The organism is Pseudarthrobacter xylosi (assembly GCF_055412765.1).
Genome location: NZ_JBVAYT010000002.1, coordinates 38,690 through 52,851 on the forward strand (window position 1 = coordinate 38,690; position 14,162 = coordinate 52,851).

Here is a 14,162-nt window from a genome sequence, read left to right on the forward strand (position 1 = left end):
TTGAGCTCAACAATCGTCCGCACAACTACAGGGGCGGCACTCCTGCTGGCCCTGGCCGGCTGCGGCGGTGCAGGCGGCAACGTCCGCGTTGAATCCGCCGAAGCATCCGGTGACGGCACGCTGCGGATCGGACTGATCCAGGACAGCACAGGGAAGCAGGCCTTCCTCAACGACTCGCAGCTCGCCGCGGCCCAACTGGCCATCAAGGAAATCAATGCGGCCGGAGGTCACAAGGGCAGGCCTGTTGACCTGGTGGTGGGCGCCGGCGATGGCGCCGATGCCCAGGCCAGGAATCTTGCCTCAGCCAAAGTTGATGCGGTGATCGGACCGACCGATTCGAGCCACGCCGCGGCCGCCATCGACGTCCTCTCGGCTGCGCGCGTCCCGCTCGTCTCGCCGGCTAACTCCGCTGCCGGCCTGTCCCGCTACAAGAGCGGCGGCTATTACTTCAGGACGTCAGCTGCGGATGTTGCCCAAGCATCGGTGCTGGTGAAATTGGCCAAGGATGGCGGCGCCAAGAGCCTTGCCGTGGTCCATCAGGACTCCAGCTACGGAAAAGACGTAGCCGCCGCGGTGGCCGGCGCCGCCAGGAACGCCGGCCTGGACACAGTCTCCACCACCGCCTTCAAGCCCGGCGACGCCGGAAACGCGGCTGCCGCTGCCAAGGCCGCCACGCCGGACGCGGTAGTGCTGATCGCCAGGGACGACGCCCAGGGCGCCCTCGCAGAGCTCAACAACGCAGGGCTCTCGGGCAAGAGCATCATCCTCAGCGACGGCGCCTTCGCCCAGTACGGTTCGGGGCTGGGATCCAAGGCCCTCGACGGCGCCCGTGCCGTGGCACCGGGTCTGTTGCCGTCCGCGGACTTCCAAGCCCGACTCGTGGCGGTCAATCCTGCACTGAAAGACCTTTCGTTCGCAGCAGAGACCTACGACGCCGTGAATCTTGCGGCACTGGCGGCCGCGAAGGCTGACGACGACGCCGGCCGCTCCATTGCCGCCAACCTGATCGCCGTGTCCGGCGGGACAGCAGGCGGGCAGCCCGCCGCGCAGGCCTCTGGGCCGGCCACCAAGCCGTGCCTGTCCTACACCGATTGCCTCACGGTCCTGAAGACCGGGGCGGGCATTAATTACGACGGCGAGTCCGGGCCGGTTGCCTTCGACGCCAACGGTGACATCACGACGGCCAACTACATGGTGTTCACCTACGGCGCAGACAACAGGGCGGTGCTCACCGGCCGTGAGACTGCAGGCCGGGCCGCAAGCTGATCGCCGGTGGCGAACGGGCCGCTGTGACGGCGCGATTTGCGAGGTCTTTCGCTTGCACTCTCACCTAGGGAGTGCTAATTATTGAGTTAGCACTCTTACGTACCGACTGCTAAAGCAACGTCCGGTTTTCCGGCAGCGAAGCTTGGCGGCGGTCGTGGAGCGAGAGAAATACCTAGCTGGAGTGAGATCCCCAGCCGCGGCATACAGAGGCCACCGGTGAAGGATCGTCCGTCGCGGGCACTGCAGTGAGGTTCATTCTTAACGACTGTCCCGAAAGGACTACTGCCGTTATGGCCAAGATCATTGCATTTGATGAAGAGGCACGCCGCGGTCTTGAGCGGGGCCTGAACATCCTCGCCGACGCCGTCAAGGTCACCCTCGGCCCGCGTGGACGCAACGTCGTCCTCGAAAAGAAGTGGGGCGCCCCCACGATCACCAACGATGGTGTTTCCATCGCCAAGGAGATCGAGCTGGACGACCCTTACGAAAAGATCGGCGCCGAGCTGGTCAAGGAAGTTGCCAAGAAGACGGACGACGTCGCTGGCGACGGCACCACCACGGCTACCGTGCTGGCGCAGGCCCTGGTCAAGGAAGGCCTGCGCAACGTCGCGGCCGGCGCTGACCCGCTGTCCCTTAAGCGCGGTATCGAGAAGGCTGTAGCGGCCGTCACGGTTGAGCTGCTGGCCTCCGCCAAGGAAATCGAAACCAAGGAAGAGATTGCGGCTACCGCCTCCATCTCCGCCGGTGACGACGAAATTGGCGCCCTGATCGCTGAAGCCCTCGACAAGGTGGGCAAAGAAGGCGTCATCACCGTCGAGGAGTCCAACACCTTCGGCCTGGAGCTCGAGCTCACCGAAGGCATGCGCTTCGACAAGGGTTACATCTCCGCTTACTTCGTAACCGATACTGAGCGCCAGGAAACGGTCCTTGAGGACCCGTACATCCTGATCGTCAACTCCAAGATCTCCAACGTCAAGGAACTGGTTGCTGTCCTGGAAAAGGTCATGCAGTCCAACAAGCCGCTGCTGATCATTGCCGAGGACATCGAGGGCGAGGCCCTGGCCACCCTGATCGTCAACAAGATCCGTGGCACCTTCAAGTCCGTAGCCGTCAAGGCTCCGGGCTTCGGCGACCGCCGCAAGGCCCAGCTGGCCGACATCGCTGTACTCACCGGTGGCCAGGTCATCGCCGAGGAAGTCGGACTCAAGCTGGAGACCGCCGGTCTGGAACTCCTGGGACGCGCCCGCAAGGTTGTTGTCACCAAGGATGAGACCACCATCGTTGAAGGTGCCGGCGACGCCGACCAGATCGCTGGCCGCGTTTCCCAGATCCGTGCCGAGATCGAAAACTCCGATTCGGACTACGACCGCGAGAAGCTGCAGGAACGCCTGGCCAAGCTGGCCGGCGGCGTTGCAGTCATCAAGGCCGGTGCCGCAACCGAAGTTGAGCTCAAGGAACGCAAGCACCGCATTGAGGACGCTGTCCGCAACGCGAAGGCTGCTGTTGAAGAAGGCATCGTCGCCGGCGGTGGCGTTGCACTGATCCAGGCCGGCGCCAAGGCGTTCGCGAACCTGAACCTCACAGGTGACGAAGCAACCGGTGCGAACATCGTCCGCGTTGCCATCGACGCCCCGCTGAAGCAGATCGCTTTCAACGCCGGCCTCGAGCCTGGCGTTGTTGTCGACAAGGTCCGCGGCCTGCCTGCAGGCCACGGCCTGAACGCAGCAACCGGCGAATACGTCGACCTGCTGGCTGCCGGCATCAACGACCCGGTCAAGGTAACCCGCTCTGCCCTGCAGAATGCGGCTTCCATTGCCGGCCTGTTCCTCACCACCGAGGCCGTTGTGGCTGACAAGCCGGAGAAGAACGCTCCGGCCATGGGTGGCGGCGACGACATGGGCGGTATGGGCGGCTTCTAGTCCCCAGCGCCCGGACTACGTTCCGCGCAAACCATAATGCGGCCCCCTCCACTGGAGGGGGCCGCATTTGTTTCTACTATTTGCGGGCCGTGGCCAGCATTCCTTCGACTTCCTTCTTGAACGCTTCGGCGGCCGCCTGCGGGGTCATCCGGTCGTACAGGACTTCATCGGTGAAACGCTTGATGACGTTCTGGACGCTGCCGGCACCCACTGGCGGGACGGGAGGCGCGTCGGCGATGTCCGGCGCAATGTGCTTCAGGAAGGCCACCACTGTGGTGTCCGCCGGCTTGAGGGCCGGGGTGATGCCCTTGACGATCTCAGAGTTACTGGGGACTCCGCGGTCTGTCATGAGGATGGCGCCTGCCGCGGGGCTGTTGGCCAGGTAATTGATAAATGTTGCGGCTGCTTCCGGGTGCTTGGACCGTGAGGACGCGGACCAGAACATGGTGGGCTTGAAGTACATGCCGTTGTCCGCAGTCTTCCCGTCGGTGCTGGGGGCGCGGAGCATCTTGATGCTGCTGCCCGTGGTGGTTTCCAGCGATCCCAGCTGGTTGGTCCACCACCAGGCCATGCCCACCCGGTTGGTGCCGAACAGGCTCTCCTCAAGCCCTGCGCCGGAGTCCTCGGTGGCCACAGAAGCTGGCGGACTTGCCTTGGAATCGCGCTGTTCCTTCAGTCTCTCCCAGAACGCAGCGGCCGTAGCGGTGTCGAAATCCAGTTTCCCTTCCTGGGAGTACAGGTTCTGGCCGTGCTGCCGAAGCCAAATGATGAGGTCCGCCTCGTTGGTGCCGTACGCTGCGCCGTAGCTCTTCCCGCCACCGGCGGCGCTGAGTTTCGCGGCGGTGTCCATGAAGTCGTCCCAGGTCCAGGTGGTGTCGTCGGGGACTGGGACGTTTGCTGCCTCGAAGACCTTGGTATTGGCCATGATGACGTAGGCGTTCTTCCCGGTGCTCAGCCCGTATTGTGCGTCGTTGTACTGGCCGGACGCCAGAGATCCAGGATCCAGCTTGGAGGTGTCGATCCCGCTCTGTTTGGACAGGTCCGTCAGCGCCCCGCGGCCACCGTATTCCGCGATGTATTTCTGGTCCATCTGGATGACATCCGGTGCGTCATTGGCAGCGGTGGTGGTGGCCAGTTTGTCCCAGTAGCTGGCCCATTCGCCCGGCTCGGATTCGATCTTGATGTTGGGATGTTCGGCCTCGAACGCGTCGATGACTTTCTCTGTTTGCGCGTTGAGGTACTCGTTGCCCCACCAGGCGAACCGCAGGGTGACTTCGCTGCTTTCGCTGGAGCCGGTGGGTGCGCCGCAGCCTGTGGCGAGCAGCGAGACAGCGACGGCGACTGCGCCGAACTGGAATCTCCTGCGGCTGATGGCCTGAATCTTCATTGATGTGCCTTCCTCAAAAAGGTGGAGGTCCACCCCACGCGGGTCCCCGTGGCGGCATCGGTGCCGGTGGGGAAGCTTCGACTGAGAAAGCGCTTTCCCAGTCAGGATTCCGATTCTTCCGCGCTTCGACTTCGGCGTCAAGACTTTTCGGTAAGCGGTTTCTCAGACGCTGGCTGAGCGGGTTGTCAGCGGTGTCTGGCAGGATGGTTCCGTGACAATTACTGCAGCGGCCGACGGTTCGGCTTTAGGAAATCCCGGCCCGGCCGGTTGGGCCTGGTATGTGAACGACGATTGCTGGCGCGCCGGGGGATGGCCGCACGGCACCAACAACCAGGGCGAGCTGATGGCCGTCCTGGACCTGTTCCGCGCCACGGCCCACGTCCCGGAGGAGGACCTGAGGGTCCTGTGCGACAGCCAGTACGTGATCAACTCCATCACAAAGTGGATGCCGGGCTGGAAACGCAAGGGCTGGCGGAAGGCCGACGGCAAGCCCGTCCTGAACGTGGAGCTGCTCAAGGAACTGGACCGGGAAATCGCCGGGCGGAAGTACACCTTCGAATGGGTTAAGGGCCACGCAGGCCACGACCTCAATGAGGCAGCGGATGTCCGCGCGCGTGCGGCCGCCACCGCGTACCAGCAGGGGGTGGCAGCGCGTTCAGGCCCAGGCTTCGCGGGAGCCCCGGAGGCTGTTGGTCCGGAGGCTGATAGCCGGGTTGCCGTCAGCTCCGGGACAGGCACTGCGCTGGCCAGCCCCGACGCGGTCACTGCAGCCAGCCTGCGGGCCGCCACCACAGCCGGCGGTGCTGGCTCCGGCGGTCAGCACTCGTCCGGTCAGGGCTCTTCCGGCCAGGACCTCTTTAGTCACGACCCCTACGACGAGCCGGACCTCTTCAGTGAACTGGAGAGCGAATCCTTCATCACGGCGGAGTCCGCCGGGGCTGAGACGGGCCCCGAATCGATGGTCGAGGCCCTGGAACGCGAATTGTCCGGCCCCGACATCCGTGGCGACATCGGCCGTACCGGCGTCCTCCTCCACCCAGATTTTATGGAAATCGGAACGTCGGGCAGAGTCTGGACCCGTGACGCCACCATGATGGCGCTCGAAGAGGAACCGGCCCAGCACACTGAACTGGAGATCCTGGGTGCGGATCGCATCGGCACCAGCGCGATCCTGCTGACGTGCCGAAGCTACTCGCGCTCAGGCACGGCTCTCCATAGCTCATTGTGGGTCTTGGACGGCACCAGGTGGCGGCTCCGGTTCCGCCAGGGAACGCCGGAGGCCTAGGGGGCATTTTCGGCCGCGGACTCAGCTGAAGCGCTGGGTGTTGCCCTGCTCGGCCTGGGCGTAGGTGGACGCTGCCGATGCCAGCGCCATGTTGATGGATGCCAGCGACGCCTCCACCTTGCCCTGCGTGAGTGTCCACTCGGTCACCAGGGCCTGGAAGTTGTTGGCAGCCGAGCCTCGCCAGGTGGACTGCAGTTCGTCCAGGCCGCGCTTCATGGCCTGGACGTCCGAGCTGATCCGGTCCACGGTTGCTTTGACGTTGGCCGACTTGAGCTGAAGGAGTTCGGTGTCGACGGAAATGATGCTCATGGCTTGCTGCCTCTCGAAGTAGTGAGACAGCATCTGCTGCCCGCCCGGCTGCTCCGGGCCACTACAGCGAGCCTACGGACGGGCACTGCCCCCGCGCCACGCTCCCTGGCTATATGTGGATAACCTTGCCATCTCCTCCGTGGCCTCCGTCCAGGGGATCGCCATCCTGCCCGGCCGATCGGCCCGAAGGCGCTTCCACTAGGTGCTCATCGCCGGAGGGAGCCTCGTTGGTGGCGTCGTCCCTGACAGGCAGGCTGACCACCAAGGTAGCCCCGCCGCCGTCGGTCGTTTCCACCCTGACGGACCCGCCGTGCGATCCCACGATGGCAGCCACAATCGCGAGCCCCAGGCCGCTGCCGCCGGTCTCACGCGTCCGGGACGTGTCCGCCCGGTAGAAACGCTCGAATACCTTGGACGCATCCTCTTCCGAGATGCCAGGGCCGTGGTCCCGCACCTCGATCACCGCGAGCGGCTGCCCGCCGTCGGAGGTCCGGACCCCGACGCCGAGTTCGATCGGGCTGCCGTCCGGGGTGTAGCGCAGGGCGTTCCCCACGAGGTTCCCCACGACCTGTCGCAGTTTTGCTTCGTCACCGAGCACCGGGGCGGGTGCGGCCCGGTGGTCACCAAGGCCGGTCAGGGAGACGGGACGGGAGCGGTCGCTTGCCTGCGTGTCCACCACCGCATCGTGTGCGATCAGCTGCAGGTCAACCGGCTTTTGCTGGAGCGGGCGCTGTTCGTCCAGGCGCGCCAGCAGGAGGAGGTCCTCCACCATTGAACCCATCCGTTTGGCTTCACTTTCGATCCGCCCCATGGCCGTGGCCACGTCCTCGTTGGTGGCCAGCGCGCCATGGCGGTAGAGCTCGGAGAAACCCCTGATGGTCACGAGGGGGGTACGCAGTTCGTGGGAGGCGTCGGCCGCGAACCGGCGCATCCTGCCTTCGGAGGCTGTCCTGGCGGCGAAGGCCGTCTCAATGTGCGCCAACATGGCGTTCAGCGAGCTGCCGAGCCGCCCCACTTCGGTGCCGGGATTCTCGACGTCCACACGCCGGGAAAGATCGCCGGCGGCGATGGCCGCCGCGGTCTTTTCCACCTTGGCCAGTGGCCGGAACGACCGGGACACGGTCCAACTGGCGATCAGGGAGGCCAGCAGCAGGGTGAGCAGGCCGACGCCGGTGACCACCAGGGTGGCGTGCTTGAGGACATCGTCGACGCTTTGCAGCGGCAATCCGATGACAACAACGGCGGGTTGGCCGACATAGAGCACGTTCACCGCGACCACCCGCCAGTTATGGCCGTCCGTGCCGCGCACCTGGTAAGGACGAGCGCCCCTGTCCTGGGCGTCCTGAACGGAGATGGTTGAGATGTCCGGGCGCTCATCCGGATCGCCGCCCATCAGCTGGGGGTCCTCACCGGGCGTGTAAAGGACCAGCGAGTACTCGGTGGGGATCATCGGATTGGGTGCCTGCAGCTGGGTGAACGAGCGCTGCTTGCTGGCGAGGTCCACGGCGGCGATCAGCTTGTCATCCACCTGTGCCTGGAGGTAGCTGTGCAGCAATGCCAGGGTGCCGGCGCCGGTCGCGGTCAGCGCAACAATCAGCAGTGCCATGATCATGGCCACCAGCTGGGACCTCAGCGAGGCCGATTTCCACCGCTGCAGCAAGGTCAGCGCTTCTCTGCCGTCCGGAGCACGTAGCCCACTCCGCGTTTGGTCTGGATCAGGGCCGGTGCGTCCGGATCAATGTCCACCTTGCGCCGGAGGTAGGAGATGTAGGACTCCACAATCGAGGCGTCGCCGTTGAAGTTGTACTCCCAGACGTGGTCAAGGATCTGGGATTTCGACAACACCCTGTTCGGGTTCAGCATCAGGTACCGGAGGAGCTTGAATTCCGTGGGGGACAGTTCAATCACAGTGCCGCCGCGGCGTACCTCGTGGGCGTCGTCGTCGAGCTCCAGATCGTCTACCCGGATCACCGCATCGTCGTCGTCGAGCAGGGGCTGCGTGCGGCGCAGGACAGCGCGGATGCGGGCCACTACCTCATCGAGGCTGAACGGCTTGGTGACGTAATCATCCCCGCCTACCGTGAGGCCGGTGACCTTGTCTTCGGTATCGTCCTTCGCCGTGAGGAACAGGACCGGGAAGTGCTTGCCCGACGCCCGCAGCTTGCGGGTGACGGTGAAGCCGTCCATGTCCGGCAGCATCACGTCCAGGACCGCCAGATCAGGCGCGTGGAGCTCGGCGGCGGCCAGCGCGTCACGGCCGTTGGCGGCAGAGACCACCTCGAAGCCTGCGAAGCGAAGCGAGGTGGACAGTAGCTCGCGGATGTTGGGTTCGTCATCAACAACTAGCAGCTTGGCTTCCGGGCCGGTCTTCTTCATGTTCCCATCATGCTCCCAGAATCTGGGAGTTTTCTGGATGGAAGGTGGGTGTTCCATGGGGAGCCATAGTGGCCGTGGCCGCCCACCTCGCCGGACAGGAACACCGGGCGACCGTTAGGCTGCGCCGACATCCTTGGCGTCCATGATCCGGTAGGCATACCCCTGCTCTGCCAGGAAGCGCTGCCGCTTCGCCGCGAAATCCTGGTCCAGGGTGTCCCGGGCCACCAGCGAGTAGAAGCGGGCCGCCCGGCCGTCCTTCTTGGGGCGCAGCAGCCGGCCCAGCCGCTGGGCTTCCTCCTGCCGCGACCCGAAAGAACCGGAGACCTGGATGGCCACAGAGGCTTCCGGCAGGTCGATGGAGAAGTTGGCCACCTTGGACACCACCAGGGTATTCACGTCGCCGGCGCGGAAGGCATCGAAGAGTTTTTGCCGTTCCTTGACCGAGGTGTCGCCCTTGATGACGGGAGCCTGCAGGCGCTCGCCGATCTCGTCCAGCTGGTCAATGTATTGCCCGATCACCAGCAGTTGCTCGCCCTGGTGCCGGGCCACCAGCTGTTCCACAATCAGGGTCTTGGACTCGGACGTGGCGCACAGACGGTACTTGTCCGCGTCCTCGGCCATGGCGTACGCCACCCGTTCGTCCCGGGGCAGGTCAATCCGGACCTCCACGCAGTCCGCGGGGGCGATGTAGCCCTGCGCCTCGATGTCCTTCCAGGGCGCGTCATACCGCTTGGGCCCGATCAGGCTGAAGACCTCGCCTTCGCGGCCGTCCTCGCGGACCAGGGTGGCGGTGAGGCCAAGCCGGCGGCGGGCCTGCAGGTCCGCGGTCATCCGGAAGATCGGCGCCGGCAGGAGGTGGACTTCGTCATAGATGATCAGGCCCCAGTCGTGGCCGTCCAGGAGCTCCAGGTGCGCGTACAGGCCGCCGCGTTTGGTGGTGAGGACCTGGTAGGTGGCGATGGTGACCGGGCGGACCTCCTTGACTGATCCCGAGTACTCGCCGATTTCATCCTCCGTCAGCGACGTCCGCTTGAGCAGCTCGTCCTTCCACTGCCGGGCTGCCACCGTGTTGGTGACCAGGATGAGGGTGGTGGTGGAGCTCGTGGCCATGGCCGCGGCACCCACCAGCGTCTTCCCGGCCCCACAGGGCAGCACCACCACGCCACTGCCGCCGGCCCAGAAATTCTCGGTGGCGAGCTGCTGGTACGGACGGAGCTTCCAGCCGTCCTCGTTCAGGGCGATCAGGTGCGGCGTCCCGTCCACGTAGCCGGCCAGGTCCTCCGCCGGCCACCCGATTTTCAGCAGCAGCTGCTTGAGCTGGCCGCGCTGTGAGGAATGGACCACAATGGTTTCGCCGTCGATCCGCGGCCCCAGCAGGGGCTGGATTTTCTTGGCCCGGATGACCTCTTCCAACACCGGGTAGTCGTCCGTGCGCATCACCAGGCCGTGCTGCGGGTCCTTCTCCAGCCGCAGCCGCCCGTACCGGGACATGGTCTCCTCGACGTCGATCAGCAGCGAATGCGGCACCGGGAACCGCGAGTATTTGAGCAGCGTGTCCAGGACCTTCTCCGCGTCCAGGCCGGCGGCGCGTGCGTTCCACAGGCCCAGGGGCGTCAGGCGGTAGCTGTGCATGTGCTCCGGTGCGCGCTCCAGTTCGGCGAAAGGGGCGATGGCGTGGCGCGCCTCGGTGGCCAGTTCGTGGTCCACTTCGAGCAGGATGGTTTTGTCACTTTGGACGATCAGCGGGCCGTCGTTCACGCGGTGGAGTCCTTCACTGGCGCAGTTCTTCTGCGGCCTCAATATCGATAATGCGGTGGATGGAGAGCACGCGCTCGGTTTCCTTGGCAGGATCAAAGACCCTGACGCGTCCGCCGTTTACGGAGAGGGGAACAACTGTCTCCAGGCAGGAATTCCCCTGGCTGTCCACCACGTTCATGCTCACGCGCTGCTTGAGCCGGATGGCCCGTTGCAGGGTCTCCAGCCCAAGCTGGGTAGCAGCTTCGCCGGACCCAGGCGCGGGGCCCACGTGGTTTCCGTTTCCGGAGGCTTCAGCGCGCCTGTTCCGCAGGACGGCCAGCTGCGCGGCGACGTCGTCGTCGGCGGGCGCGGTCCTCGGCGCCGTGTAGACGGGCCGGGCACTGCCCGGAATACTTGTGGTGCGGCGGAGCCGGACCACGCCGGGCTCGGCCTGATCCACAGACGGCGAGAGGCCCAGTCCGCGCAGGACCTGCGCTGTTTCCCGCGGCGGAGCAGTGGAGATCAGCACCGTCGGCGCAATCCGGGCCAGCCCCAGGCCAGCGGCCCTGGACTCCGCCGCCAGTTCCAGCACTGTTGCCTCATCATCGCTTTGGATAAAGCTGGCGGCCGTTCCCACGCGGAGCCGGCCGTGCCGGGACGCGGTGTCCTCCACCAGGTATTCCAAGGGCTGGGGCACTGCCGTGGCCGAGTGCTCACGCAGGAACTCCAGCAGGCTCGACGCGTCATGACCGGCGTCCAACGCCCGGCGAACCGAGTTGGCGGAGAACCTGTAGATCGTGGCGGGTCCCTGCCCCTCGGCGTCGGCCATCACCAGCAGCTTTTCGGCCAGCTCCGGAGCCAGATAACCGGGGGCAACTGCGGTCAGGTCCGCCTGGAGCAGGACGTGGTTCAGTGCCGCAGGCAGATGCTCGCCGAGGATGTCCAAGGCTTCGTCCGGGTTGTCTTCGGCAATGGCGCTGCCCAGCTGGCTCAACGCGCCGGAGCCGATCAGTCCCAGCAGCTCCGCTTCCGCCAGCACACCCCTGATCAGGGAACTGAACCGGCGGGCCATCCGCGGCTGCGTCCATTCAGCCCGCTGGAGCACTGCCACGGCATCGAGGACCGGCGCCGTGCCGTCAGCAGCGGCAGCTTCCTGCGTGAGCTCCTCGAGAATTTCCAGGATCCGTTTCCTGACCACCGGGGCGTCCGGCCGCTGCGCTTCCGCTGAAAGGGCATTGACGGTATTTCCGGCCACGGCGCGGTGCGCGGCGGGAACGCCGCCGGGACCGGTAATGGGCTGACCCACGAGTGAAGGCACACGCTCGCTGGCGAGCCAGGCGTTGACCAGCCACAGCCACTGCTCCTGGCGGGGGAGGGACAGCCACTCCAGCGGCGGGGGCTGCACCCAGGAGGATGAGTCCACGTCAAGGCGCAACAGGCCGGAGAGGGCGCTGATCTCCAGCAGGAGGCCGGCCCGGTGCTGGTCGATGCGCAGTGTCTCGGCCAGCCGTTTCATTTCCCGGACGCCTACGCCGCCGCTGCGCAGTGTAGCCAGAGGCTGTTCGCGGACGGCGTGGAGGAGATCACCCACCAGCCGGAGGGTTTCAGCAATGGCGCCCAGCGCCGCGTTCCGACGAAGCGCGGCGGTGGTGCTGCCCAGCTCCGGAACCGGCGGGGAAAGGGAGAAGTCATTGATGATGGCACCGCCGCGAAGGGACAGCCCTACGCTGTGCGGCAGTTCCACGTGCGCGGCGTCCAAGGGGACCAGCAGGCCACGGGCCAGGAGCCAGTCCACAGGCCCGACGTCGGCGCCCTGGGTCGAGACCGAGGCTTTCCGTTGCGCCTGGGGGACGGCACCCATGGCCCAGTTACGGAATTTGGCGAGCAGCGCCGTCGTGCGTTCCGGGGCTCCGGCCAGTGCCTCTTTGAGTGCCTCGGGCGAGGACGTCCAGTGCTGCAGCGCCAGGGCTGCCTCCATGGGGGTGGTGGCGTTCTGGATGGAGACGCCGCTGCGGTGCAGCTCGGCAACGAGCTGGACCACCCGCTGGGCAAACGCGGGCTGAAGCCTGACCAGCTCGGTGTAGCTGCGCCCCAGCCCCGCAGGATAGATTCCCACCACGTCCTTGAGGCATCCCACCGGCAGGTAGTAGCGCTGCCGGTGGCCCGAAACCGCCGTTCCATGCGGCGGCTCGGCCCGGTGCACCAAAGCCAGTTCCTGGAGCGAGGCCAGGATGCGTTCCAGTGCCGCCACCGTGGATCCGGCAATGAGTTTCCGGAGGCCCGCCGCCGATGCGCTGTGTTCAGTGTCCGTGTTGGTGCACAGATGCAGGGTTTCCAGCACCTGCATCTGGGGCCTGTTCAACCGTTCGAGCGCACGCTGGACGCTGACCCGCGCACTTGCCCGGGCGGCCAGGGCTGAAAAGTCAGGAACCGCGGGGGACATAAGGTCCGGCCGCGCTGCGAAGAGCGCCCGCAACGAGTCATCGCTGCGTGCTTCCAGTTCTTTGCTGAGCGCGCGGATAAGGGACATCAGTCCAACGTTACCGCCCGCTGGACTTTCCTGCCCGGCGCCGGCCGGCCACGCTGTCCAGCACCAGGAAGAGCATTAGCAGGAACGCCGCAGGCAAGCCGTACAGGGCAGTGGCGGTGACCCAGGCCGGAGCAGTGGAGCCTGCGAAGGCCAGCGCCATGACTGCGCCCACCGCAACGAGGGAAAGCATGGCAACGACCGCTGCGCAGATCATCAGTGGGCGCCGGTATCGCGAGGGTGTCATGCAGGTAACGCTAACAGCCGGGCGACCGGTAACCTTGAGGAACAGACCAACACGGTCCGTTGCTGTCATACCCTGAACCCGCACATCAGTGCGGATGCGGTGACTGCAGGCCGTGTCAGAAGACGTCAGAACGAAGAAGGTTGATTACGTGCCTACCGGCAAGGTCAAGTGGTATGACAAGGAAAAAGGTTTCGGATTCCTCGCGGGCGAGGACGGCCAGGAAGTCTTCCTGCCCAAATCGTCGCTGCCCGAAGGCATCACGGAGCTGAAGGCAGGCACACGCGTTGAGTTCGGCGTTGCCGACGGACGCAAGGGTGCACAGGCCCTGGGCTTGCGCGTCCTGGACAAAACGCCGTCCATCGCCAAGGCCAAGCGGCCCAGCGCCCGGGACCTCGCGCCGCTTGTCCAGGACCTGGTCAGCGTGCTGGACAACCTCTCCGGAACCCTGTCCGCGGGCAAGTACCCGGAAGGCAACAAGGGCAAGGCCATCGCGGCTGCCCTGCGTAAGGTTGCCGACGAGCTGGACGTTTAGGTCTTGGCCATGAACGCGGAAGCTGAACAGCCGGACACCACGGCACCGGAGACGCTGGGCGCCAAAGCCGAAGCCAAGCGCCGTACCGGCGTGCCCGTGTGGCGGACAGGCAAGCCGGACGCCTTCCTCGCTGCTGCCGTTGGCGAGGCGAGGACAGCCATCGAAGGCATCACGGCAGCGTCGGACATCGGCGCGCACCTGGCTGCCAAAAGTGAGGGCGACCGCCTGGTCACCCACCTCTTCGAATCAAAAATGGCCGGTTACGACGGCTGGCAGTGGTATGCGGTCCTGACCAGGAACTCCCGCTCCAAGGTGGTCACGGTCAGCGAGCTTGGCCTCCTGCCGTCGGAGGATTCCATCCTTTCCCCGGAGTGGGTGCCGTGGGCCGAGCGTGTCCGCCCCGAGGATGCACAGGCGGCGGAGGAAGAGGAGCCGCGCGCTGCTGTTGCTTCCGCTTCGGAGCCGGACGCTTCGCCGGCCGAGGCTCACGCTCCCGGGTCCGAAGGCCAGGATGAAGAATCCGAAGACGACGAGCCTGCCGGCGAGGCTGACTAGCAGTTGAAAATGCGCGGGGTTG

General features: G+C 65.6%; 12 protein-coding genes. 5 read left to right on the plus strand and 7 right to left on the minus strand.

Annotated features, from left to right (window positions below; all coding sequences use genetic code 11):
* Positions 1-1,266 carry an ABC transporter substrate-binding protein gene (locus tag ACZY1F_RS04240; protein ID WP_463940437.1) on the plus strand — a complete coding sequence of 422 codons (1,266 nt, stop codon included), beginning with the start codon at positions 1-3 and terminating at the stop codon, positions 1,264-1,266.
* 290 nt (positions 1,267-1,556) lie between these two features.
* Entirely contained in the window at positions 1,557-3,185 is a 1,629-nt protein-coding gene (gene groL / locus ACZY1F_RS04245) for a chaperonin GroEL (protein ID WP_058929984.1), read from the plus strand.
* Positions 3,186-3,261: 76 nt separating this feature from the next.
* Here the strand turns inward: groL and ACZY1F_RS04250 are convergent, their stop codons facing one another.
* Positions 3,262-4,572 (minus strand): ABC transporter substrate-binding protein, encoded by a 1,311-nt coding sequence (locus ACZY1F_RS04250; protein ID WP_463940439.1) that lies wholly within the window; start codon positions 4,570-4,572, stop codon positions 3,262-3,264.
* 211 nt (positions 4,573-4,783) lie between these two features.
* Between ACZY1F_RS04250 and ACZY1F_RS04255 the strand changes: the two genes are divergently transcribed.
* Entirely contained in the window at positions 4,784-5,857 is a 1,074-nt protein-coding gene (locus ACZY1F_RS04255; RefSeq protein ID WP_463940441.1) for an RNase H family protein, read from the plus strand.
* Positions 5,858-5,878: 21 nt separating this feature from the next.
* On the opposite strand, the gene ACZY1F_RS04260 is transcribed toward ACZY1F_RS04255, so the two are convergent.
* The 6 genes from ACZY1F_RS04260 to ACZY1F_RS04285 form a co-directional block, all read right to left on the minus strand.
* The gene (locus tag ACZY1F_RS04260; RefSeq protein WP_056347304.1) at positions 5,879-6,166 is read right to left on the minus strand and encodes a WXG100 family type VII secretion target; all 288 of its coding nucleotides are present in this window, start codon (positions 6,164-6,166) and stop codon (positions 5,879-5,881) included.
* 109 nt (positions 6,167-6,275) lie between these two features.
* The gene (locus ACZY1F_RS04265) at positions 6,276-7,826 is read right to left on the minus strand and encodes a sensor histidine kinase (protein WP_463940442.1); all 1,551 of its coding nucleotides are present in this window, start codon (positions 7,824-7,826) and stop codon (positions 6,276-6,278) included.
* A gap of 2 nt (positions 7,827-7,828) precedes the next feature.
* Positions 7,829-8,542, minus strand: a complete 714-nt coding sequence (locus tag ACZY1F_RS04270) for a response regulator transcription factor (protein ID WP_056346636.1) — start codon at positions 8,540-8,542, stop codon at positions 7,829-7,831.
* A 114-nt stretch (positions 8,543-8,656) separates the two neighbouring features.
* Positions 8,657-10,300, minus strand: a complete 1,644-nt coding sequence (locus tag ACZY1F_RS04275) for a DNA repair helicase XPB (RefSeq protein ID WP_463940443.1) — start codon at positions 10,298-10,300, stop codon at positions 8,657-8,659.
* A gap of 13 nt (positions 10,301-10,313) precedes the next feature.
* Positions 10,314-12,809 carry a helicase-associated domain-containing protein gene (locus ACZY1F_RS04280; protein ID WP_463940444.1) on the minus strand — a complete coding sequence of 832 codons (2,496 nt, stop codon included), beginning with the start codon at positions 12,807-12,809 and terminating at the stop codon, positions 10,314-10,316.
* A 10-nt stretch (positions 12,810-12,819) separates the two neighbouring features.
* Positions 12,820-13,053 (minus strand): hypothetical protein, encoded by a 234-nt coding sequence (locus ACZY1F_RS04285; protein WP_463940446.1) that lies wholly within the window; start codon positions 13,051-13,053, stop codon positions 12,820-12,822.
* A gap of 148 nt (positions 13,054-13,201) precedes the next feature.
* On the opposite strand from ACZY1F_RS04285, the gene ACZY1F_RS04290 reads away from it, so the two are divergent.
* Together ACZY1F_RS04290 and ACZY1F_RS04295 are read left to right on the plus strand one after the other, a co-directional pair.
* Positions 13,202-13,585, plus strand: a complete 384-nt coding sequence (locus ACZY1F_RS04290; RefSeq protein ID WP_056347308.1) for a cold-shock protein — start codon at positions 13,202-13,204, stop codon at positions 13,583-13,585.
* Positions 13,586-13,594: 9 nt separating this feature from the next.
* A complete protein-coding gene (locus tag ACZY1F_RS04295) occupies positions 13,595-14,140 on the plus strand; it encodes a DUF3027 domain-containing protein (RefSeq protein ID WP_463940447.1) in 546 nt (181 codons plus the stop codon).
* Positions 14,141-14,162: the final 22 nt, after the last annotated feature.